Origin of the sequence: Flavobacterium orientale, assembly GCF_014638005.1 — a bacterium.
In the GTDB taxonomy this organism is placed as follows: Bacteria; Bacteroidota; Bacteroidia; order Flavobacteriales; family Flavobacteriaceae; genus Flavobacterium; species Flavobacterium orientale.
In genome coordinates this window covers 88047-112165 of record NZ_BMFG01000005.1, presented here as the reverse complement: position 1 = coordinate 112165, position 24119 = coordinate 88047, and the positions used below count along the sequence as shown (strand labels likewise).

Below are 24119 nucleotides of genomic sequence, written 5' to 3'. Positions count from 1 at the left end.
GAATCATAAGTCGTAACTTTACGTTAGAAATTAATACCACTAGTCATGTCACGAATATTGTATCCAACCGATTTTTCAAAAGCTTCACTAAATGCTTTTGTTTATGCTTTGAAATTGGCCGAAGTAACAAAAGGGGAGTTGTTTGTATTGCACGTTTATGAGTTGCCTCAATTGCATATGGGAGGCTTGCCAAGTACCTTAAAAGAGGTATATGATTCTATTGAATTGGAAAACTTTGAAAATCTAAAAGACCAGATTCCGATTTTACGACGCATAGCCGAGGAGCATAATTTGGGACACGTACAAATGAGTCACATTTTAAAACACGGTGATTTGATTTGGGCTATCAAGAAAATAGTTAAAGAAGACCGCATTGATTATGTGGTGATGGGTACCAAAGGAGCCAGTGGTTTAAAGGAAACCTTTTTAGGTTCCAATACCGGAACGGTAATCATCGAATCTGAGGCGATTGTTATAGGTGTTCCTGAAGAAGCGGCTTTTAACGAAATTAAGAATATCGTTTTCACCACTCGTTTTAAAGAGAAAGACATTAAAGCTCTCAAACAAGTTATCAAACTAGCCAATGCTTTCAAGGCAAAAGTGCACTGTTTGTATATCAAAACAGCAAAATCAGACGTGAAAGATGTGGTGATTCAAGATTGGAAGTTTTTGTTTAAAGACGATCAAGTGGTGTTTCACATTATAGAAAATGAAAATGTCAAACAGAGTATCCTTGATTTCACAAAGGATTATAATGTGGATTTATTAGCCATGTTGAACTACAAACGCGGTTTCTTTGAAGAGTTGTTCAATCAAAGTTTGACACAGAAATTGGCGTATCATGTGAAAGTGCCGATTTTGGCGATACATGAGGAGTAGGGGTTAATTGGTTAAAAGTTTAAATTGTTTAAAAGTTTAAAAGTTTAAAAGTTTAAAAGTTTTACATTTTTAGCCACATAGATACATAGGAAAAAAGGACATAGAACCAATGTTTGGTTTCGCATAGCTACTAGGTGTTACTTTGATTGAGCGAAGCGTCTTTAACAACTATGAAAAACTATGTCTCTATGTGGTTAAAAAAATAGTTTAAAAGTTTAAAAGTTTTACATTTTTAGCCACATAGATACATAGGAAAAAAGGACATAGAACCAATACTTGGTTTCGCATAGCTAGGTGTTACTTTGATTGAGCGAAGCGTCTTTAATAACTATGAAAAACTATGTCTCTATGTGGTTAAAAAAATAGTTTAAAAGTTTAAAAGGTTTACCTTTTTAGCCACATAGATACATAGGAAAAAAGGACATAGAACCAATACTTGGTTTCGCATAGCAAGGTGTTACTTTGATTGAGCGAAGCGTCTTTAAAAACTATGAAAAACTATGTCTCTATGTGGTTAAAAAAATAGTTTAAGAGTTTAAAAGGTTTACCTTTTTAGCCACATAGATACATAGGAAAAAAGGACATAGAACCAATACTTGGTTTCGCATAGCTAGGTGTTACTTTGATTGAGCGAAGCGTCTTTAATAACTATGAAAAACTATGTCTCTATGTGGTTAAAAAAATAGTTTAAAAGTTTAAAAGGACTTGTTTAAACCCTATAAGTCATATAAGTTCAAAACTAGTCGAGGAAAAGTTTATCCTCTTCAAGTATAGTAGCAACTTAGATGACTTATAGGGCTTAATTTTTTCTGTTAGTAATAAATCCGTGATGATTTGCAATCGTACTTATGAAAATAGTATATTAGTTGCAAATTAAACTAACCATGGAAGAAATTCAACAAACCAAAAAGGGCTTTGTCGCAAAAGCTCTCGATTTTATTGAGCGGAAGGGTAACAAACTCCCTGATCCTGCTATTTTGTTTTTTGTTTTAATGCTGTTAATATGGGTGTTGTCTGCTTTTTTTTCAACCGTATCTTTTGCAGAGATCGACCCAAGATCACAAGCCCCCATTACCATTATCAATTTATTAAGTGGTGGGTCATTAGCGGCTTTTTTGGCCAATATGGTCACCACATTCACTAGTTTTGCACCGCTTGGCATCGTGTTAGTTGCCATGTTAGGTGTAGGTGTTGCCGAACATGCCGGATTCATCAATGCCGGATTAAAAACCATGTTGAGCTTTACACCGAAAGCCTTATTAACCCCCATGTTGATTTTAGTTGCCATAGTGTCTCATACGGCAACGGATGCGGGCTATGTGTTAGTAATTCCACTAGGCGGTGTTATCTTTTATGCTGCAGGACGTCATCCCTTAACGGGAATAGCCGCTGCATTTGCGGGGGTCTCCGGTGGTTTTAGTGCCAACTTTATTCCGTCAGGAATTGACCCATTATTGCAAGGATTTACACAATCGGCGGCACAAATTATAGATCCCGCGATTCAATTGAACCCCTTGAACAACTGGTTTTTTACGTCAGCTTCCACCTTGTTGATTGTGCTTTTGGGTTGGTACATCACTGAAAAAATTGTAGACCCAAGATTGCGAAGTGTCACAGTTGAAGTCAATTCAGAAGAGCAACCTAAAATGGATGCCTTGAGCAGCAAAGAAAAGAAAGCCTTTTGGGTTTCTTGTGGTATCATGTTGTTGCTATTACTAGGCTTGTATTTTTGGGCCGCACCAGCGGATTCTGCTTTACGAGCAGAGACCGGTGAGATTGCTGTTTTTACAGCTCCATTAATGCGTTCTATTGTTCCTTTGATCTTTATTATTTTCTTGGTTCCGGGTGTGGTTTATGGCATGATGTCAGGCACCTTTCAGAAATCAAAAGACATTATTGACAGTATGACCAAATCCATGAGTGGGATGAGTTATTATATCGTAATGGCTTTCTTCTGTGCGTTGTTTATTGATGCGTTTGCCAAATCCAATTTAGGAGCTTTATTGGCTTTAAAAGGAGCATCTGCTTTGAAAGCAATGGCATTGGCACCGGAGATTACCATTGTAGGTATTATTTTATTGACGGCTTTTGTCAATTTGTTTATTGGTTCTGCTTCGGCAAAATGGGCGTTAATTGCTCCGATTATGGTACCGATGTTAATGCAATTGGGTATTTCTCCTGATTTAACGCAAGCGTCGTATCGTGTGGGGGATTCGGTTTCTAATATTGTAACACCGTTGATGCCGTATTTCCCGTTGGTTGTGGTCTATTGTCAGAAGTACGTCAAGAGCACCGGAATTGGTACGCTAGTCTCCATGATGATACCGTATTCCATTGCGTTTATGATTGCATGGACGATATTCCTTTTGGCGTATTGGGCTTTAGGAATACCGTTAGGGTTGCAGTCAACGTATGAGTATATTGCTCCTTAAGTAGTTTTTTTTATATGATAGAAAAACCCTTATTTCGATTGAAGTAAGGGTTTTTTTTGTATAAATAAGGAGGGGAATGGTGTAAAGATGGGAACGCGGATTTTTTCTCGCAATCCCGATAAACATAGGTAGCAAAGACGCAAAAATAAGAAGACGCAAAGATGGGAACGCGGACCTGCCTGACGGCAGGCAGGTGACACTGATGGCTTCGCCAAACGCGGATTTGAGCGGATTTTTTCTCGCAATCCCGATACATATCGGGAGCAAAGTCGTAAAAATAAGAGGACGCAAAGATGGGAACGCGGACCTGCCTGACGGCAGGCAGGTTGGCTTCGCTACGGTTAATTTTTAGTTTTGCCACGAAGAAATAAGACACGAAGCACTTGAAAACTGACAGTGTAAGGTTATTTATGGAAAGAGGATTTAAACGGATTTTTTTTCACCGCTATAAACGAATCTTTTGGTGTGGATTATAAAAAACTTTTGAAGCCATTAAACTAATTTCAGTTCTAGATTACTACTGTATTTTTTACTATTTTTATTGAAAGGTAAATTAAGAGTAGTTTTTATTAATTTAATTGGCACATGAAGAGATTTGTGCGGCAGCGGAGGGTGCGACCAATAAAAGTCACAAAAAAAAATAAAATGAAAGGACTAATTAAGTTTATTTTTATTGTAGTGTTTTTCTATTTGCTATTAGGCTGTCAAACGCATAAGGTGTTTTCAGAAAGTACTTTGCCCGATGAAGATAAGTTAGAAATTTTTTTTTCAAATACTTTAAAATCACATCAAAGAAGGTTTGAGTCACAACTAAAAAACGAGCAATTTTCGGATATATACCCACCCTCATTTTCTTCAATAAAGGATAAAACAGAAAAGGAAATTTATGATATTCTTGAAAAAGAAGATGGTAATTTTGCAATAGATAAGGTGGAATATTGGGTTGTAAATAATTATAAAGTAGGTTTAAAAGGTTTAATAGAAAGAATTACAAATAATTCAAAAATAAGTGACTTGAATTTAAAACCAGAAATGGTTGGTGGTAATGACCTTACAAGGGTAGCAGGAAGAATAAATCATATTCTTCAACATATCACTTATGGCGATATGGGTGAAGCTGGTGGAAATGCAACAAAAAGAGACCTCAAAAAATTACAACTAAAATGGATGAAATTCTATATTAGAGAGTGTAAAGAAATTGTTCCACCAAATAATACCAATAAAGTTATTAGAATATCTAATAAAAGCATTAAGAAATATGAAAAAATATTTTCAGAATGTACTTTACCTAATGAAGATAAATTACCTAAACCCTTCAATAAAAACATTAAAAAACATAAAAATATATATTATAAATATTCAGATTCAATACGTCTTTTAATCAAAGATAAACCTAAAGATTATATTTTTAATTTATTTGAAAATGAAAGAGAAATTACAACTTCAGTTGGTGATGTAGAAAGTTGGGTAGTATTTAATTATAAAACAGGTATTCAAGAATTAATTAAAAGAATCACGAATAATAAAGAAGTAGGTCTAGTAGGTTCAGTAAACTTAATAATCGATGGTAGAGTAGAAAGTGGCGATATGCGTTTGGAAACTGGAGATGTAATTTTTGATGATCTTTTTAGAGTGTCGGGGAGAGCAAATTACTTACTAAAAGAAATAACTAGTGAAGATTTTGGAAGTGCAGGAATGTATGCTAGCGAAATAGAACTTATAAAATTACAACGCAAGTGGATAAAATGGTATAGTCAAATATGTGAGAAAAATACAAATCTGAAAAAGCAATAGGAGTTTGTTTTTTATCCACTTATTTGGAACTAGTAGTTCCGGATAGTATGAAAATCATAATCCTACTATTTTAGAGATTGATTGTGGGTACAATTGAAGACGCTCGAACCAGCGTGTGTGATTTGATTATGAGATTCCTCCTGCGTCGGAATGACATAGAGTGGGAGTTTTTTGTGGGGGTTATTGTCATGAATCAAATTTTGGAGAGCAAGATGGATGAAATAGAAAAACCCTTATTTCAATTGAGATAAGGGTTTTTTCAGTATAAATAAGTGGTGTTTTATTTTTAGTTGTTCAGCATCACCGGCATTACTAACATCGTAACCGTTTCGCCTTCGTCTAATCCATCCACCGGAGTTAAAATACCGGCTCTGTTGGGTAGCGACATTTCCAACATGATTTCGTCAGAATGCAGGTTGTTTAGCATTTCTGTTAAGAAGCGTGAGTTGAAGCCAATTTGCATGTCATCACCTTGGTAATCACACGTCAAACGTTCTTCTGCTTTGTTTGAGTAGTCAATATCTTCTGCGGAAATGTTTAATTCGGTTCCGGCAATCTTCAATCGGATTTGGTGTGTAGTTTTGTTAGAGAAAATTGCAACACGACGCACAGAATTTAATAATTGTGTTCTGTCAATATGCAATTTTTTTGGATTCTCTTTTGGTATCACCGCTTCGTAGTTGGGGTATTTTCCATCAATCAAGCGACAAACTAACATGTATGAATCAAACGAAAAAACGGCATTACTGTCGTTGTATTCAATTTTCACTTCGCTATCGGTCATGGCTAAAATACCTTTTAAAATGTTTAACGGTTTTTTAGGCATGATGAATTCTGCTACTTCAGTAGCTGTAACATCTGTTCTGGAGTATTTTACTAATTTGTGAGCATCAGTAGCCACAAAAATAAGGCTTTGTGGTGAGAATTGGAAAAACACACCTGACATCACCGGACGTAAATCATCGTTACCTGCAGCAAAAATAGTTTTACTGATTGCTGACGCTAAAACTTCAGCAGGAACCATGGTGGCAGAAGGTTCATCTAAAACCACTGCCTTTGGAAACTCATCTCCGGGAGCATAAGCCAAGGCATATTTTCCGGAATTGGAACTAATTTCAATCGTGCTGTTTTCTTCAACGGTGAAGGTCAACGGTTGCTCCGGGAATGTTTTTAAAATTTCTAATAATAACTTGGCCGGAATGGCTACGCTACCTTTACTTTTGCTGTCAATTTCTAAAATAGCCGACATGGTAGTTTCCAAATCGGAAGCAGAAACAGTCAAAACAGTGTCGTTTAATTCAAAAAGGAAATTATCTAGAATAGGTAAGGTGTTGCTACTGTTGATAACACTACCTAAAACTTGCAATTGTTTTAATAAATAGGAACTCGATACGATAAACTTCATTTCGCTTAATTTTTATAACCACAAATATAACTCTAACTCAACAATAACAAAAAGTTTTTTATTAACACTATTTACCGTAAATTCTTTTGCGAATATAGATAAACAGCAGTCCGAAAAACACCACAATAGTAATTGGAACTCCAATAGTTATCCATTGAGCAAGACTATAATTGTCATATACTTTTTCTTTATCCAGCAAGGGCAGGTTTACTTCCTTGCTTCGAATGTTAATAAGTCCGCTGTCATCCAACAAAAAATTCACACTGTTTAGGATGAATTCTTTATTGCCATAATAGGTATTGGTCCATTTGTCATAACCCAATTCTAACGGTTGGTAGTTTTTGTCCAATTGGTTTTTAATCACATCACCATCCGACACAACAATCATTTTAGTAGCCGTGCCTGTTTCTTTATAACCATCGGTTTTAAAAGGCAACACTCTATTTTGAAAAGCCGATTTGAAATTTCCTTCCAATAAAACGGCTACAGGTAGCAGTCCGCTATTTTGAAAATCGGTAGGTTCAGGTCTTTCGGATACCATTTCAAGAGAAACCTCAATTGGTGTTCCAATCCCTTTTGAATAGGGAGAAGATTGCAACAACACCGTTTTTTGAATGTCGTTTTTTAAGGTGTCAATGGGATTGGTAAACTCAAATTTTAATCCATCAAGATTGGCCACAATAGGATGTTTGCTTGAAGGATAAATCATGGGAGCATAAAACCAAGGAAACTGTTTGTATTGTGTGGCAGAACCTTCTGCACCGGTGGCTAACGAAATGGGTGTCGCCATGATATCTTTAATCAAATAGGGATTGATTCGCACCCCGTATTTAAAAAATAAATCATTCAGATTCAAGTCTTTGGGGTAGGCCAAACTGGTTCCCGTATCGTTATACAAACTATCCATTTCTATGGAAACCATATCCATCAACCAAAGCATTTTTCCACCTGACATCACATATTGATCCAAAACCAATTTTTCTTCATCAGAAAAACGTTCGGTAGGTTTAACCATGATGGCTAAATCATACCCTTGCAATTGTTTTAACACCTTTTCCGGATTGGCAGCCACACTATCCAAAGTGAAAGGAGCAATGAAATAGTTGTCTCTGATTTGTTTCAAGGCATCGCCGATAAATACATCTTCGGGTTGGCCATTACCTTTTAGAACGACTACTTTTTTACTTTTTTCTTTGGAAACAGTGGCAATGGCATTCGCAAACGCATATTCCAAATGTTGTACCGAGCTGATGACTTTTTCTTCGGTGGAAGCACCCATCATGTTTTTCAGTAAGGGAACTTTAGTGTCTTTTTCGCCACTGTAAGCAATGGCCCACGGAAAAACAATCTCTTGGGATTGCTTGCCTTTATCCTCAACCGTTATGTTGATGGGCGTCATTCCTTTTTCATAAAAAGCGTCGATTAGTGCGTTTTTATCTCCTTCTTCCGCTAGCGGATTGATGAATTGAAATTGAATGTTGGAATTATAGGCTTTGAATTCTTCCAACAACTGACGGGTTTCCACTTGCAGTCTTTTGATGTCACTCGGAAAATTACCATCTAAAAAAACATCAATAAATAAGGGTTGCTCAATTGAGGCTAACAATTCCAAAGTATGTTCGGAAAGCGTGTACCGTTTATCCGCAGTTAGGTCAAAACGTTTGAAGAAATAAGAGCTGATTATATTTATAACGATAAGTATCGCTACTAACGAAAGCCAATTAATAAGTAGTTTTTTGTTTATTTTTTTCATTAGTTCTTCAAGTTTTTAAGTTGATAAACAGTAGCTGTAAAAAACAAAACAGTAACACTTATAAAATAAATCAAGTCGCGGGTATCAATAACGCCTCTACTCATACTTTTATAATGAAATTCCATTCCCAAAGCAGCTATTCCGTCTGAAAAGGAAGTCATTTGTTTTGAGATGCCTTCAAATCCAAAATAGAAAAGAAAACAGATGAAAACAGCCAGAATGAACGCCACAATTTGATTGGTGGACAGCGTAGAAGTAAAAACACCAATGGCGGTATAAGCGGCTACCAAAAACAGCAACCCAAAATAAGACCCCCAAGTGCTCCCCATATCGATGCTCCCTTCCGGATAGCCCAATTTAGAAATAACCACCACATAAATCAAAGTGGGCAGTATTGCCAAAACGATTAACACAAAAGCGGCTAAAAATTTACCGCCTACAATTTCCCCAATGCTTAAAGGTTTAGTGAGTAGTAATTCCATCGTACCTTGTTTTTTTTCATCAGAAAAACTTTTCATGGTGATGGCAGGTATTAAGAGTAACAATACCCAAGGAGCAAAGGTGAAAAACGGACTCAAATCGGCGAAGCCACTGTTTAGAATATTAAAATCTCCTTCAAAAACCCAAAGAAATAATCCGTTGAGCAGTAAAAACAATACAATCACCAAATAGCCCAAAACGGAACCAAAAAAGGATTGTATTTCTTTTAAAAATAGTGCTTTCATTGTTTTAAATTTAAGGTAAACTTACCACTTTATCTACGCTCCAAGCTTCCGGTTTGGCGTTGAATAATTGTTTGGTAAATTGCCATACGTCATAAAATAATTCCGAATTCCGATAGGATTCCAAATCGGCTTCGGATTCCCAAAAACTATAGGTAAAAAAAACTTCCGGATTGTTTTTATCCTGATACAATTCAAGAAAACGGTTTCCGGGTGCATTTCGTATTTTTTCTTTCATCAAATCAAAGTTGCCCAAAAATTTCGGGATATGTTCTTGATGAAAACTCATTTTTACGATTCGAATAAACATATCAATCAGCAGGTAAAAAATTAATGGTAATAGTATCGCGATAATTCAAGCCCAATAAAGAAGTAGCACTACCCACAGTAGCGGGATTGCTTCTGAAAATAGCAATTTCCAAATACCCCGCTTCATTAAATAAAGCCAAATTCTGACCTTCGTAATTCTTCACCGGAAATTTTCCCGATTGAGCGATGGCCGAATAATTGGGTAAAATGGTCTTTAAGGCTTTAGGTTTAATGGCAATTTCATAAGGTCGCCCTTTTCCGGTTTCAATGAAAAGTTTTTTAGTAATATTCACCACCACGTTTCCAAAGTGGTCAATGTAAATGACATTTCCTTTAATGGAATCACCCGTTTTAGAAACAATGGGTTGTAGGTCAGTTATAGGTTTTAGTGTTTTAATTTCCCTTCCTATAACATTCAACAGACCGCCTTTAGCCAAATGACAGGCCACGGTTTTAAAAACATCCATATCGGTGGCATCCACTGTCAATCGGTCATGGATATTGATGGCAACTACTTGTTGTGGAAGAATTTTTTGCGTCAAAATACTCAATATGCCATTATCGGCACAGATGAAATAATGATCGTTCCAAAGCATAGCGATGTGTTCGTTTTCCAGGTTGCGTTCGGCGTCAACACCAATTAAATGAACGGTTCCTTTAGGAAAGCTACTGTAGGCTGCTGAGATAATATAGCTGGTTTCGGCCGTGTTAAACGGGTCGATGTTGTGGGATATGTCAACAATCGTGGCATCGGGTGCTTCGGTTAAAATTTTTCCCTTCAAAGCTCCAACAAAGTGGTCTTTTAATCCGTAATCGGTGGTAAGGGTAATTATTGACATCATTTTGTTTATAACTATTCGTGAAACCTTCAATGAAATTTCATTAAATTTGAGTGATGCAAATCTAATAATTAAAAACCTATTTTTTAATTTTAAAACTATTGCTTTTGAACGAAAGAATTATTGAACTTCACGACATTGCCCCAAAAGAGTTTTGGGGTGCTCAAGATTCCCATCTGGAAACCATCAAAAGGTATTATCCTAAGCTTAAAATTGTAGCACGAGGGACAACATTAAAAGTTTTTGGTGAGCGGGAAGAGCTTGACGAATTTGAAAATCGCTTTAACAGATTAATGGTACATTTTACACGTTACAATAATATTGACACCAATGTTATTGATCGGGTAATTCAAAGTAATTCTGCCGAGGAACACAAAATGCATGACCAAGATAAAATTTTGGTGCATGGAATTGGTGGAAAATTGATTAAAGCCATGACGCCTAATCAGCAGAAAATGGTGGAGTTAATTCAGAAAAATGATATGGTTTTTGCCGTGGGTCCGGCCGGAACGGGTAAAACCTACACCGGAGTTGCATTGGCTGTAAAAGCACTTAAAGAAAAGCAAGTAAAGCGTATCATTTTGACACGTCCTGCAGTAGAAGCCGGAGAAAACTTAGGATTTCTTCCGGGTGATATGAAGGAAAAATTAGACCCGTACATGCAACCTTTATATGATGCCTTAAGAGATATGTTACCACCACAAACGTTAGAAGATTATATATTAAAAGGTATTATACAAATTGCACCCTTGGCCTTTATGCGGGGTAGAACCTTAGATCATGCTTTTGTCATATTGGATGAAGCACAAAACACGACGCATTCACAAATGAAGATGTTTTTAACCCGTATGGGTAAAAACGCAAAGTTTATCATTACCGGCGATCCGGGACAGGTAGATTTGCCGCGAAGAACCATTTCAGGATTAAAAGAAGCGTTGCTTATTTTGAAAGATGTTGAAGGTGTTGGCATCATTTACTTAGATGATAAAGATATTGTTAGACACCGTTTGGTTAAGAAAATTATTGATGCTTACAAAAGCATTGAGAATCATGATTAAATACTTATTTAAGTGTATAAATCCTCATCAAATGCATCATTTGATGGGGATTTTTTAATCAACAAAATGAAAAAGATACTCCTTGTAGTCGTTGCACTAGTTATTGTTTTCTTTCTTTCCAACACGATTGATTTTTTTACTTCCATTATTCCGGGGTGGCATACCACTATATATCCATCGTGGCTGATTCTCGCATTTTTGCTGTTGTTTTTTGGATTGATTTATTTAATTTATAGCATTTTGCTGCTGCTTTTTACTTTTCTTGTACGATTCAAAAAATAATTTGTCAGTTTTTGCTGTTATAAGCGTCTAGCGTTCAGTACTGTTGAATAATCTGACTTTTCGGCACGATAATTGTCTACTAGGAAGTATAACATTTAAAAAAGAAAATGAAAAAAATTATTTTAGCATTGAGTTTGGTAGCAGTAAGTTTTACTTATGCTCAAGATCTAGTTATTACTCCGGAAAATTCTTGGTTTAAAGCAGGAGTAAATGTAGGTTTGCCACTTGGGGATACAGCTGATTTTGCTTCACTTACCGTAGGAGCCGATTTTAGAGCACAACACCTTGTATCACCTAGTTTTGGAATTGGTGTAGCTTCCGGATACAATCACTTTTTTGGTAAAGATGATTTTCAAGATTTGGGATTAATTCCATTAGCCGGATTTGTTCGTTACTATTTCCAACCAAAAGGTTTATTTTTTGGAACTGATTTAGGATACGGATTTTTAACCAATGCAGACAACAATTCAGGAGGTTTATATATTAATCCTCAAATTGGATTCCATAACGAAAAATGGAATATCTATGGTTTTTACCAACATACTTTTGCTCAAAACGATATCGACTTACAAGTTGTAGGAGTAGGTGTTACGTATAACATCATGTTCTAATTAAAAAGTAAAACATTATTAAAAAGGATAGCTCACTGCTATCCTTTTTTTTTGTCTATTATATTAGTAGTGGATACTTTAAAAGTTAGTTTAAATTTTTACTTTTGCAGTTCACAACAACACACAACTATGAACACAATAACCACCACAAATTTTAATTTTCCCAATCAAAAATCGGTTTATCGAGGCAAAGTAAGAGAAGTATATTCCATCAATGATGAAATTTTAGTTATGATTGCCACCGATAGATTGTCCGCTTTTGATGTAGTGATGCCAAAAGGGATTCCGTATAAAGGTCAAATCTTAAATCAGATTGCTACGAAATTCATGCAACTTACGGAAGATATCGTTCCCAATTGGTTGATTGCTACACCTGATCCCAACGTTGCTGTGGGGCATTTATGCGAACCTTTTAAAGTGGAAATGGTGATTAGAGGTTATTTGTCCGGACATGCTGCCAGAGAATATACGGCAGGAAGACGTTTACTTTGTGGTGTTACGATGCCGGAAGGATTGAAAGAAAACGATCGTTTTCCAAAGCCAATAATCACACCTACTACCAAAGCGGATAACGGTTCGCATGATGAAGATATTTCTCGTGAAGCCATTTTAGAAAAAGGCATTGTTTCGGAAGCTGACTATTTAGTTCTTGAAAAATACACCCGGGCCTTATATCAAAGAGGTACTGAAATAGCTGCTTCAAAAGGTTTGATTTTAGTAGATACGAAATATGAATTCGGAAAAACAAAAGAAGGAAAGATTGTGCTGATCGATGAAATTCACACCCCTGATTCTTCACGTTATTTCTATGCAGACGGTTATCAGGAACGACAAGATAAAGGAGAAGCTCAAAAACAATTGTCAAAAGAATTTGTCAGACAATGGTTAATTGCCAATGGTTTTCAAGGAAAAGAAGGCCAACAAATTCCAAATATGACAGAAGACTATATCCACACCGTTTCGGAACGCTATATTGAATTGTATGAAAATATTTTAGGCGAACCCTTTATCAAAGCTGATATTTCAAATATACAAGAACGAATAGAAACCAATGTAGTTCGCTATTTAGCCTCATTATAACACTTCGTTAATCAAATTTTTAAAGCCACGCCATTGCGTGGTTTTTTTATACCCAAATGTTAAAGTTTTGTTACAAAGAATTCATTTTGTAACGTTTATGAATTTTTGTCGTCTATTAAAGTAATCAATCATTAATCATTAAATCAATCATCATGAAAAAAACGATCAGTATTTTAGGTTTAGCCTTATTGGCTTTTAGTAATGTTACTTTAGCTTCCAACGACACTACTTTTACTCGTAGTGAAGCCGAAACATTTGTGTATGCAAAATATTATGCGACACCCTTGTGTATTGCAATTAGCAAAGGCGAAGTGGACTTAGTTAAAAAAATGGTTTCTTATGGAGCAGATATTAACGAGAAAACAAACGGTATGACCCCTTTAATGTATGCCGCTCGTTATAATCAAACCGAAATTATTACTTTCTTATTAGAAAAAGGTGCCGATGTTAAAGCAAAATGTAAAAATGGTTATACTGCTTTACAATATGCGGAGCATTCTAATGCAACTGAAGCGGTGCAACTTTTAAAAAGTAAATAAAGTAGTTTTGTTTTTATAGGAGTTAGTTAAAAAAATAATCCCATCAATAACTGATGGGATTGTTGTTTTTTATAAACGGTAGTACTTTATTTTATAATAGTTTGTGTTCTGTCGGGTCCTACAGAAACAACTTTGATTGGCACTTCCAATTCTTTTTCTATAAAAGCTACATAGTCTTTAAATTCTTCCGGCAATGCCTCATAAGAAGTTAAACCCGTTAAGTCAGCTTTCCATCCTTTTTTCTCAACAAAAACCGGCGTTACATTTTCCGGTTCAATGTTATAAGGGAAGTGGTTGATGATTTCTCCTTTATACGCATAAGCGGTACAAACTTTCAACGTTTCAAAACCGGAAAGTACATCGCCTTTCATCATGTATAATTGGGTGACCCCATTCACTTGAACGGCATACTTTAAAGCTACTAAATCCAACCACCCGCAACGGCGAGCTCTTCCCGTAACCGAACCAAATTCATTTCCAACACGGGCCATTGTAGCTCCGTCTTCATCAAACAGTTCCGTAGGAAATGGGCCGCTACCCACACGAGTAGTATAGGCTTTGAAAATTCCGAATACCTCTTTTACTTTGTTTGGAGCAATCCCTAAACCGGTGCAAGCTCCTGCAGCTGTTGTATTGGATGAGGTAACAAAAGGATAGGTTCCAAAGTCAATATCTAATAACGAACCTTGAGCTCCTTCCGCTAAAATCGATTTCCCTTCTTTCAGTGCGTTGTTTAAAAAAGCTTCGCTATCAATAAATTGGAGTGTTTTTAAAACTTCTATGGAAGCAAAAAACTCATCTTCCATTTCTTTTAAATCATATTGTAGATTTACATCATAAAACGCAATCATGGCTTCGTGTTTATCGGCCAAGGCTCTATATCGTTCTTTAAAATCAGCCATTTCAATATCGCCAATTCGGATTCCGTTTCTACCGGTTTTGTCCATGTAGGTTGGGCCAATTCCTTTTAGTGTAGAACCAATTTTTGCTTTTCCTTTTGCTGCTTCCGAAGCGGCATCAAGCAATCGATGTGTGGGTAAAATTAAATGGGCTTTTCTGGAAAGAAATAATTTTGAACTGATGTTTAAATTGAATTTCTCCAATCCTTCCAATTCTTTTTGAAAAACAACCGGGTCTATCACTACACCATTTCCAATAATGTTGATGGCATTTTTATGAAAAATTCCGGATGGAATGGTGCGTAATACATGTTTAATTCCGTCAAATTCCAATGTATGTCCCGCATTTGGACCACCTTGAAAACGAGCAATTATATCATAGTTTGAAGTAAGAACGTCGACAATTTTTCCTTTTCCTTCGTCGCCCCATTGTAGTCCTAACAGTAAATCTACGGTCATCTTTTTGTTGTTTGTTGTTTAGTTATAGTTAGTATAATTTGAATAACCTATTATTCAGTAGTTGCTTTTTTATTTCCATACATATAAAGGGAATGGTGGTGGATTTCAATACCAAAAATCTCTTCAATCGTTTTTTTGATTTGCTGAATTCTTGGGTCACAAAACTCAATCACTTCACCGGTATCAGTCATAATGATATGATCGTGTTGTTTGTCAAAATACGATTTCTCATAGTGAGCTTGATTTTGACCAAATTGATGTCTTCTCACTAATCCACATTCCAATAAAAGTTCTATAGTATTATACAGCGTAGCTCTACTGACACGATAGTTTTTATTTTTCATTTTGATATACAAAGATTCGATATCAAAATGTTCTAAACTATCATAGATTTCCTGAAGAATAGCATAACGTTCCGGTGTTTTACGGTGCCCTTTTTCTTCAAGGTATTTTGTAAATACATTTTTTACTATATCCTGGTTGTTTTTTGTGTTGTCCATAGAAGAATTCTATCAATTGTGGCAAAGATAAGGATATTTTTAGGATTAGAATTTATTGCGATTTACTATTTTTTATACTGTCAAAAATGCCAGTAAAATAGCTGTTTTGGCCAATCATCCTAACCCATTTTTTAGTTTCTTGTGTGAATTCGAGTCACTTTGTCGATGCCGTCAATTTTTTTGATGTTTTCAATCAAACGTTTTAAAATGGTATTGTTTTGTACGACAACAGTCACTTGCCCGTTGAAAATTCCGGCGTCACCACTCAAGGAAATACTTTGAATGTTCACATGCATTTGGTTTGAAATAACTTTTGTCAATTCATTAGTTAATCCCAACGTATCCATACCCGTAATATTCAAGACGGCTTTAAATTCTTCTTGAGAGGAATCAATCCATTTGGCAGTGATAATGCGATAGGCATAATTGGACTGTAAACTTATGGCGTTAGGGCAATCTTTGCGGTGTACTTTTATGCCATCGTTGATGGTTAAAAATCCAAAAACATCGTCGCCGGGAATAGGGTTACAGCAGGAAGATAATTTGTAATCCAATTTATCTTGTTCCGAACCAAAAACCAGCATGTCAAAATTTTTGCTGATTTCATTTTTTTGAATTTGTTCCTGATTAACAGAAGGCGAACGCTTTATTTTCTTGAAGAAATTTATAAGCGTGTTGCTCTTTTGCGAAGCAAAATCTTTTAATTGCTGGTTGTCAATGGTGCCAATTCCAACTCGGTAAAATAAATCCAAACTCGTTTTTAAATGGAAATAATTGACCAATTCGTTGACCGTAGTTTCGTTAAGTGTCACTTTTAAATGACGCAACTTTCTGGTTAGTAATTCCTTTCCGTCTTCGGCAATTTTTTTGGTATCTTCGTTTAAAACGTTTTTAATTTTGTTTTTGGCTCTTGAAGTCGTTACATAATCCAACCAGTGAAAATTGGGTTTTTGATTGGCCGAAGTAATCACTTCCACCTGATCACCACTGTTTAATACGTGATTTAAAGGAACTAACTTTCCATTTACTCTTGTGCCGCGGGTTCTGACTCCAATTTCGGAGTGAATACTAAAGGCAAAATCCAAGGAGGTAGCTCCTTTGGGCAAACTTTTTATTTCCCCTTTGGGTGTAAAAACATATATTTCTTTTGAATAAAGGTTCAATTTGAAATCTTCAACAAAATCGACCGCATTAGAAGCTGAATTTTCCAGAGCTTCTTTCAACAAATTCAACCACGTGTCGAGACTATTTTCTTCACTCAACCCTTGTTTGTATTTATAATGGGCAGCATAGCCTTTTTCTGCAATTTCATCCATTCGTTCACTTCGCACTTGAATTTCCACCCATCGGCCTTTTGGTCCCATAACGGTAATATGAAGGGCTTCATAACCGGTAGATTTTGGTGATGAAATCCAATCACGCAAACGACTCGGACTCGGGCGATAATGATCGGTTACTATAGAATAGATTTTCCAAGCCAAAAACTTTTCATCGTGTTGGTTGGATTTATAGACGATACGCAAAGCAAATTTGTCGTAGACTTCATCAAATGAAACACCTTGAGCGAGCATTTTTCTTCGGATAGAGTAGATCGATTTTGAACGCCCTTTTAAGGTATATTCAATTCCTTCTTCATCCAGAGCTTTTTTGAGGACGTCAGAAATAGAGGCAATATAAGCTTCTTGTTCTTGTCGGCTTTCTTTTAATTTACTGAGAATGTCATGGTACACATCGGGTTCTGTATACTTTAAACCCAAATCCTCCAATTGCGATTTGATGTTATAAAGTCCCAATCGATGGGCAAGAGGAGCATAAATGTATAAGGTTTCCGATGCAATTTTGGCTTGTTTATAATCCACCATGGATTCCATGGTTTGCATGTTATGCAAGCGATCGGCCAATTTGATAAGAATTACGCGAACATCATCATTTAAGGTGAGCAGCATTTTTCTAAAATTCTCTGCTTGCATGGAAATTTCCTGATCGGTTTTAACTTTGGCAATTTTTGTTAAACCATCAACCAGTTGTGCAATTTTGGGATTGAACATTTTTTCAATTTCCGCAATGGTAATGTCTGTATCTTCCGCAACATCATGCATCAGAGCTGCTGCAATAGCGGTGGCACCTAATCCAATTTCTGAAGCCACAATTTTTGCGACAGCAATAGGATGAAAAATATAAGCCTCACCTGATTTGCGTCGTTGCTCTTTATGAGCATCAACAGCCACATCAAATGCCTTTCTTATAATTTTTTTATCCTCAGCAGTTAATGTTTGATAACTTATGCGAAGTAACTCTTTATATTCCTTTGCAATAGCCTTGTTTTCTTGTTCTATATCAATCTCTGTCATATCAATCTCTATCTGTTACTAAAAGTAGGACAAAGTTTTTAAATATGCAAATGGAAAACAGAACGTTTTTTACTACATTACTGTACTAAAATTAGGAGTACAATTTTTTAAAAAATTAGAAACCCCTTTGTCTTTTTGCTTCAAACAATAAAATAGCGGCCGCAACGGATACATTCATGGAGTCAATTTCTCCCTGCATAGGAATGATAATGTTTTGTGTGCTTTCTGTACGCCAAAGTTCGCTTAAACCGGTTGCTTCTGTACCCACAACAAGAGCAGTGGGCGTTGTATAATTTTCTAAATGATAGCTGTTAGCATTTTGTAAGGTTGCCGAAAAAATGGCGATTTTGTTCGATTTCAGATACGAAATAACTTCATCGGTAGAACCAACGGCTATTTGATTTGTGAATACACATCCCACACCGGAACGAATGATATTTGGATTGTATAAATCACTTTTTGGATTGGCAATAATCACAGCATCTATTTTTGCCGCATCGGCAGTTCGGAGCAAAGCACCTAAATTTCCCGGTTTTTCAATGCCTTCTGCAACCAAAAGTAAGGGATTTTCGGAAAGTTTTAAATCGGTTAACCGGTGTTTTTTTGATTTGGCTACAGCCAAAACACCTTCTGTAGTGTCTCGATAGGCTAATTTTTGATAGACCTCTCTTGTTATTTCAATACATTCACTACCGCTAAATTTTTTTAGTTCTTTATCTGAAACAAATTCCGGCAAAAACAAAACTGTTTCCAGTTCGTAACCGCCTTTTAGTGCCAATTCAATTTCCCGTTTGCCTTCCATTAAAAACGTGCCGGTTTGTTTGCGGGTTTTTGATTTTTCCTGCAATTGGACTAAGGATTTAATGAAGGGGTTTTGTATGGAAGTGATTTGTTTCAAGATGCTGTTTTTCGGTGTTGCTAAGGTACAGTCTTTTTTATAAAATCCCGCGAGCTTTGATTTCCAAATATTTATTTATCGTGTCTAATGTCAGGTTTTCCGGTTGTGTCAAAACAGAATAGATACCATATTTTTTGAGTTCGTTCACGATTAATCGTTTTTCGAAAGCAAACTTTTCAGCAATCACTTTATCATACACTTCCTGAACGGTTTCTGATTTTTTATGAATGATTTCATTGAGTTCGGTATTTTGAAAAAAGATAACCACCAATAAATGATTTTTTGCAATCCCTTTTAGATAAGGAAGTTGTCGCTGTAAACCATCCAAAGTTTCAAAATTAGTATACAACAAAATCAAACTTCTGTGATTGATATTTTTCTTAATATCTACATACAGCCTGCCATAATCACTTTCAAAAAAATCGGTTTTTACATTATAAAGTGCGTCTAAAATAAGTTGCATTTGCGACGCTCTTTTTTCGGCCATTACTCTATTTTCTACTTTTTTAGAAAAGGTAAACATTCCGGCCTTATCGTGTTTTTTCAAGATTACATTTGATAAAACCAACGTAGCATTAATTGCATAATCTAATAAACTCAATTGGTTAAAAGGCATTTTCATCGTCCTGCCTTTGTCGATAACCATATAAACCGACTGCGATTTTTCATCTTGAAACTGATTGACCATCAACGAATTTTTCTTGGCGGTTGCTTTCCAGTTTAAGGTTCTGATGTCGTCGCCTTGAACATATTCTTTAATTTGTTCAAATTCAATGGTGTGCCCAATTCGTCTGATTTTTTTAACCCCATATTGAAACAGATTGTTTGAAAAAGCCATTAAATCATATTTACGAAGCTGAATATAAGACGGGTAGGTGGGCACCATGTGTCCGTTTTCAAACATGAATCTTCTGGAAATTAACCGTAGCGGAGAAGTAACATAAATATTAAGTTTTCCAAAATGGTATTCGCCACGTTCTGTTGGTCTTACATAATACTGGATCGCATCTGTGGCAGAAGCTTTTATTTTTCTGTAAATTTCAAAATTTCTTACTTGAAATTGAAAAGGAATTTCATCGATAATCTTTACCTGTATGGAAAAAGTGTAATAATTTTTAATACTCACAACAATTTTGTTATCATCACCATTAGATAGTTTTTCAGCCATCGTTCTACTTCCTTCAATTCCTGTTTTTGCTAAGAAAAGAGTTAGTATATCTAAAACTAAAAACACCATCAAAATGATAAACACATACCATGTAGCCGAGTATAAAAACGGAAAAAAGAAGGCACAAGCAAACAACGTTATTATTCCAAGCAAAGCATAGAAAAATAAGTTATTGAGGTACAGTTGTTGCAATAGTCGTTTCAAAGTTTCTTATCTTGGAATTTCGATGGTTTCAATAATTTGACGAATGATTTCTTTACCGGAAATCCCTTCCATTTCACGTTCGGGAGTGACAATCACCCGGTGTTGTAAAACCGGAATAGCGGCATCTTTAATATCTTCGGGCGTTACAAAATCACGACCTCGTAATGCTGCAAATCCTTTGGAAGCATTTAAAATGGCGATTGAGGCTCGGGGAGAAGCTCCCAGATATAAAAAGGCATTTTCTCTAGTGTTAATTACCAACTTGGCAATATATTCTAACAATTGTGGTTCAACAATAATCTGTTTTACCAAACTTTGGAATTTGTTAATGTCTTCGGCTGTTAAAAAAGTTTTGATTTGGTCTAATTTACCTGAATCCTGTAACGTATGTTCCCGTTGGATGATTTCAATTTCTTCGGTCAAATTTGGATAATCGATGTTTATTTTAAATAAAAATCGGTCCAATTGAGCTTCCGGCAAACGATAGGTTCCTTCTTGTTCGATAGGATTTTGAGTCGCAATTACTAAAAACGGTGTTGCTAACTGATAGGTAGTTCCATCCATTGTAATTTGGCGTTCTTCCATTACTTCAAACAAAGCTGCTTGTGTTTTTGCGGGAGCACGGTTGATTTCGTCAATTAAAATCAGATTCGAAAAAATAGGTCCTTTTTTAAATTCGAATTCTGATTTCTTTAAGTCAAAAATGGAAGTTCCTAAAATATCAGACGGCATTAAATCGGGCGTAAATTGAATTCTGCTGAAACCAATATTCATAGTTTTAGCCAGTAATTTAGCCGTAATTGTTTTAGCAACACCCGGAACACCTTCTAATAAAACATGTCCGTTGGATAAAATAGATACCAGTAATTGATCAATCATTTTTGATTGTCCCACAATTACTTTTCCTAATTCATTTCTAATTTCAGTTAGACTGTCTTGCAACGGTTTTAAATCGATTCGCGATTCAAAATTTACATTTTCATCTATCGGATTATTTGTGCTATTTTCTTCCATAATTTTGATATTTATTTAAAGCCCCATTCCTTTAAAAAAGGAGAAGTGCTATATTATTTTTTCCAGTATAGTATTAATTTCAATTAAATCTTCTTCGGTACTTTGATACCTTCTGTGATGTTTGTGAATCAAACGTACGGCTTTGTCAATTACCAGTAGGTCTTTACCTGATTTTAAATGCAATTTTTTCACAAAAGCATCGTCCAGTTTTGAGGTATCAATCATATAATCTGTTCTGATTTTCTCTAAAAAGAAAATGATTTTTTTGTCAATCAGATTGCCGTGATTTCCTTCTTGAAAATACAAATTGCCAATTGTTTTTGTAAAATCTACCGTAGTATTTTCTAAAGGTTTTATGATGGGAACAATACGTTGCTTTCGTTTGGCATTGAACAAAATAAACAAAATCATTCCAAATAAAAAGAAATACCAAGCCCATTTTAACGCCGGATTTGCAAACACAAAACGCAACGGCGATTGTGATATATTATCGGCAGTTAGGTTTTTTTGATACCAATACACAGGTTGATTAGGAATATACGACAAAAGTTTTTGAGCATATTCCGAATGATTATCTTTTAATAAGTGAAAATTTGAAAAAGCGGCAGGTTGCGTATGAAGTAAAAAGGAGCCTTTTTTGTAATCAACTTTTATAAAATTGGGATAGCTTTTGTCGCCGATTTTGTGATAGCCTAAAATTGTAGTTTTTAAACTATCCATTTCTCCAAAATAAAAACCTGAAACACCGCCACTCATGTTGTATTTTGAGGCACTGAATTTTTGATGGGTCAGGTAATTTTGAAGGGTATCTTTATAGTAATATTGATTTTCAATTTTGAATTGTAAAGAATCCGCTAATCCTTCTGAAAAATATTTCATGCTCAAAAAAGCCTGATTACCGTGACCTACAAAATAAAGCAGTTCCAGGATAGACTCTTCATCGATGGTATTTTCTTCGGTTATTGAAAGGAACGTACCGTTGATGTCATAGGTATTTACCAAGGTGTCATAATCGTAATGACCATCAAAAAACTCATAAGGCGTGTTTTTGAATCGCTCTATTTTATCTTTAGAAAACAACGTTTCGATTTCATTATCCAGCACATAAAGTCCCAATGGCGTTTTAGCACTCACTTTGTAGGTGGGTCGCCAATCAATTGGTTTAGGTCGATTGGCATCCATTAAAATGATTCCCGCAATAATCAGGAGTAAAAGGAAAATGTATATTTTTAAGGTGCAATTCATTAGCCTAAAGAATTGATTAAGTTATCAAAAGCTTTTTTGGCTTTTATAAAGGTTACTTCGTCCAATTCAAATTCGCCATACCAAATGTAATTGTACAAATAGGAGACATATTCAAATTGGTTTTTGATAGCTGTATTATTTATTTCATACAAATAATCAGAATTGGTTTTTTCAACATCCCATTCAATGAATTGTTTGGCCGACATTATTTTTAGCAACCATAAATAATAGTAGCGAATAGCCAAGCGGTTTTCACCATTTTTCAGCGTCGCTTTGATCAGTTTTTCAAAATCAACTAAGTGAATGTTTTTTTCAATTTCTTCATAATTGATTACTTTTTTATCCGATGATTTTCCAAAAACCCAGGTTCCTTCGCCATTCATAATTGCTTTTACAATTAAATAAATGACAAAAATGAGTAAAGCAGCAGCAAGTACTTTTAAAATGATTTCTACCACATTTTCAGTGTTCTCTCGGCTACTGGAATTGAAAATTCGTTCAAAAAAATCAAATAGCGATTCTTTAAAACGATCCCAAGCATTTACTTTTTTTGCTTTGGCTTCATAAATAAAAGCATCATCGCTGTATTTTTCTTTAAAACCTGTTTCAAATTGTAGCTCTTCAATAGCGATGGTGTCTATTTTATTTTCAGTTATAGCCATAGACAACGAATCATTCTGAGCAAAACCCATTAGCGTTATGAAGGATAAAAAAAGAAGGACTATTTTATTCATGATCACTTCCAATCATTTCGATAGCATTTTTTGGTTGGTTGTTTTCCTCTTCTTCACAGGAACTGTAATAAATGATACCACTATTTATCAATTGAATGTTGTTTAATACATAATTTAAAATTACTGATGCAACAAAAACGATAGACAAAATAATTGACATAAACGAAAAAGGGTTGTTATCATCAAAACCGGAGTTTTGAGCAGAAGTAAAAATGGATGCCACTCCGAAAACATAAGGTATCATTGTTAAAACTGTCAATATTACTTGTATGATGACGAGCATCACTAAACTAGCACCAACTATGGGCCAAAATTTGTTTTTTATTATAGTAAATCCTTTACCAAGAGCATTTAAAAATCCGCTATCAGAATTTAGATAAACATATAAACTTATATTCATCCAAGCTAAGTAGGCCGGAACAATAATCAAAATTAAAGGAATTCCAATAATGATTATCGTCAATACAAACATTACAAGTCCGAGTAGTAAAATTAACGGAATAGAAATTAAAAATAATTTGAAAATGTAAAGCAGAATTTTTCCAAAGTTATTTTTCAATTCTTGGATAATCGTTGCAGTTGTAAACGAATCACCTTTGTTTTTGTGGTATAAATTTAAGTAGATAATTGGGTAGGTGAAATTTATAATAGAAACAAAAATGATTAAAATAACGGAAATGATAATCAGACCTATAATTAATCCTAAGTTGTCTGTAAAATAACTTTCGATTATTCCAAAATCTTGATTAGCAGGAGCAATAGCTGAAAAAATAAGTTCAAAATAAACTTTAAAAGCTAAGTAAAAAAGCACCGAAAGCAGTAATAGGAATCCACCATTAATGATGAAATAATTTGAAAAATAATGTCTACCGGTTACTTTAAAAAAGGAAAAAGTATCTGAAATGTAATCGCTGAAATTTCGGGTTTTAAATAGTTGAAACATA

21 protein-coding genes are annotated in these 24119 nt (G+C 35.2%); 7 read left to right on the top strand and 14 right to left on the bottom strand.

Annotated elements, in window-relative coordinates; translation table 11 throughout:
• Positions 1 to 45 precede the first annotated feature (45 nt).
• From IEV15_RS07995 to IEV15_RS07985, 3 genes are all read left to right on the top strand, one after another.
• Entirely contained in the window at positions 46 to 879 is an 834-nt protein-coding gene (locus IEV15_RS07995) for a universal stress protein (protein WP_188362000.1), read from the top strand.
• A gap of 884 nt (positions 880 to 1763) precedes the next feature.
• The gene (locus IEV15_RS07990; protein WP_188361999.1) at positions 1764 to 3311 is read left to right on the top strand and encodes an AbgT family transporter; all 1548 of its coding nucleotides are present in this window, start codon (positions 1764 to 1766) and stop codon (positions 3309 to 3311) included.
• Positions 3312 to 3956: 645 nt separating this feature from the next.
• Positions 3957 to 5105, top strand: a complete 1149-nt coding sequence (locus IEV15_RS07985; protein ID WP_188361998.1) for a hypothetical protein — start codon at positions 3957 to 3959, stop codon at positions 5103 to 5105.
• A gap of 286 nt (positions 5106 to 5391) precedes the next feature.
• Here IEV15_RS07985 and dnaN read toward each other — a convergent pair whose 3' ends face one another.
• The 5 genes from dnaN to IEV15_RS07960 all read right to left on the bottom strand — a co-directional run bounded on the left by dnaN (position 5392) and on the right by IEV15_RS07960 (position 10133).
• Positions 5392 to 6510, bottom strand: a complete 1119-nt coding sequence (dnaN, locus tag IEV15_RS07980) for a DNA polymerase III subunit beta (protein ID WP_188361997.1) — start codon at positions 6508 to 6510, stop codon at positions 5392 to 5394.
• Positions 6511 to 6577: 67 nt separating this feature from the next.
• The gene (gldG, locus tag IEV15_RS07975) at positions 6578 to 8263 is read right to left on the bottom strand and encodes a gliding motility-associated ABC transporter substrate-binding protein GldG (protein ID WP_188361996.1); all 1686 of its coding nucleotides are present in this window, start codon (positions 8261 to 8263) and stop codon (positions 6578 to 6580) included.
• Complete coding sequence (gene gldF / locus IEV15_RS07970; RefSeq protein WP_188361995.1) at positions 8263 to 8988, bottom strand: gliding motility-associated ABC transporter permease subunit GldF; 726 nt, start codon at positions 8986 to 8988, stop codon at positions 8263 to 8265. The genes gldG and gldF overlap by 1 nt, the downstream gene beginning before the upstream one ends.
• A 10-nt stretch (positions 8989 to 8998) precedes the next feature.
• Entirely contained in the window at positions 8999 to 9295 is a 297-nt protein-coding gene (locus tag IEV15_RS07965) for a putative quinol monooxygenase (RefSeq protein ID WP_188361994.1), read from the bottom strand.
• 1 nt (position 9296) lies between these two features.
• On the bottom strand, positions 9297 to 10133 hold the full coding sequence (locus IEV15_RS07960) for an SAM hydrolase/SAM-dependent halogenase family protein (RefSeq protein ID WP_188362107.1): 837 nt from the start codon (positions 10131 to 10133) through the stop codon (positions 9297 to 9299).
• A gap of 107 nt (positions 10134 to 10240) precedes the next feature.
• Here IEV15_RS07960 and IEV15_RS07955 point away from each other — a divergent pair, with 107 nt between their 5' ends.
• From IEV15_RS07955 to IEV15_RS07940, 4 genes are all read left to right on the top strand, one after another.
• Complete coding sequence (locus tag IEV15_RS07955) at positions 10241 to 11191, top strand: PhoH family protein (RefSeq protein ID WP_188361993.1); 951 nt, start codon at positions 10241 to 10243, stop codon at positions 11189 to 11191.
• A gap of 389 nt (positions 11192 to 11580) precedes the next feature.
• Positions 11581 to 12084 carry a hypothetical protein gene (locus IEV15_RS07950; RefSeq protein ID WP_188361992.1) on the top strand — a complete coding sequence of 168 codons (504 nt, stop codon included), beginning with the start codon at positions 11581 to 11583 and terminating at the stop codon, positions 12082 to 12084.
• A 129-nt stretch (positions 12085 to 12213) separates the two neighbouring features.
• Complete coding sequence (locus IEV15_RS07945) at positions 12214 to 13164, top strand: phosphoribosylaminoimidazolesuccinocarboxamide synthase (protein WP_188361991.1); 951 nt, start codon at positions 12214 to 12216, stop codon at positions 13162 to 13164.
• Positions 13165 to 13316: 152 nt separating this feature from the next.
• On the top strand, positions 13317 to 13703 hold the full coding sequence (locus IEV15_RS07940; RefSeq protein ID WP_188361990.1) for an ankyrin repeat domain-containing protein: 387 nt from the start codon (positions 13317 to 13319) through the stop codon (positions 13701 to 13703).
• Positions 13704 to 13789: 86 nt separating this feature from the next.
• On the opposite strand, the gene IEV15_RS07935 is transcribed toward IEV15_RS07940, so the two are convergent.
• From IEV15_RS07935 to IEV15_RS07895, 9 genes are all read right to left on the bottom strand, one after another.
• On the bottom strand, positions 13790 to 15061 hold the full coding sequence (locus IEV15_RS07935; RefSeq protein ID WP_188361989.1) for an adenylosuccinate synthase: 1272 nt from the start codon (positions 15059 to 15061) through the stop codon (positions 13790 to 13792).
• 50 nt (positions 15062 to 15111) lie between these two features.
• Positions 15112 to 15561 (bottom strand): Fur family transcriptional regulator, encoded by a 450-nt coding sequence (locus IEV15_RS07930; protein ID WP_188361988.1) that lies wholly within the window; start codon positions 15559 to 15561, stop codon positions 15112 to 15114.
• Between the two features lie 131 nt (positions 15562 to 15692).
• Positions 15693 to 17912 carry a RelA/SpoT family protein gene (locus tag IEV15_RS07925; protein WP_188361987.1) on the bottom strand — a complete coding sequence of 740 codons (2220 nt, stop codon included), beginning with the start codon at positions 17910 to 17912 and terminating at the stop codon, positions 15693 to 15695.
• Positions 17913 to 18027: 115 nt separating this feature from the next.
• On the bottom strand, positions 18028 to 18810 hold the full coding sequence (locus tag IEV15_RS07920; RefSeq protein WP_188361986.1) for a TrmH family RNA methyltransferase: 783 nt from the start codon (positions 18808 to 18810) through the stop codon (positions 18028 to 18030).
• Between the two features lie 37 nt (positions 18811 to 18847).
• Complete coding sequence (locus tag IEV15_RS07915) at positions 18848 to 20182, bottom strand: DUF58 domain-containing protein (protein WP_188361985.1); 1335 nt, start codon at positions 20180 to 20182, stop codon at positions 18848 to 18850.
• 6 nt (positions 20183 to 20188) lie between these two features.
• Entirely contained in the window at positions 20189 to 21196 is a 1008-nt protein-coding gene (locus tag IEV15_RS07910) for an AAA family ATPase (protein WP_188361984.1), read from the bottom strand.
• A gap of 48 nt (positions 21197 to 21244) precedes the next feature.
• The gene (locus IEV15_RS07905) at positions 21245 to 22441 is read right to left on the bottom strand and encodes a DUF4350 family protein (protein ID WP_188361983.1); all 1197 of its coding nucleotides are present in this window, start codon (positions 22439 to 22441) and stop codon (positions 21245 to 21247) included.
• Positions 22441 to 23175 (bottom strand): DUF4129 domain-containing protein, encoded by a 735-nt coding sequence (locus tag IEV15_RS07900; protein WP_188361982.1) that lies wholly within the window; start codon positions 23173 to 23175, stop codon positions 22441 to 22443. The genes IEV15_RS07905 and IEV15_RS07900 overlap by 1 nt, the downstream gene beginning before the upstream one ends.
• Positions 23168 to 24118, bottom strand: coding sequence for a hypothetical protein (locus IEV15_RS07895; RefSeq protein WP_188361981.1), 951 nt, complete (start codon positions 24116 to 24118; stop codon positions 23168 to 23170). The genes IEV15_RS07900 and IEV15_RS07895 overlap by 8 nt, the downstream gene beginning before the upstream one ends.
• Position 24119 lies beyond the last annotated feature (1 nt).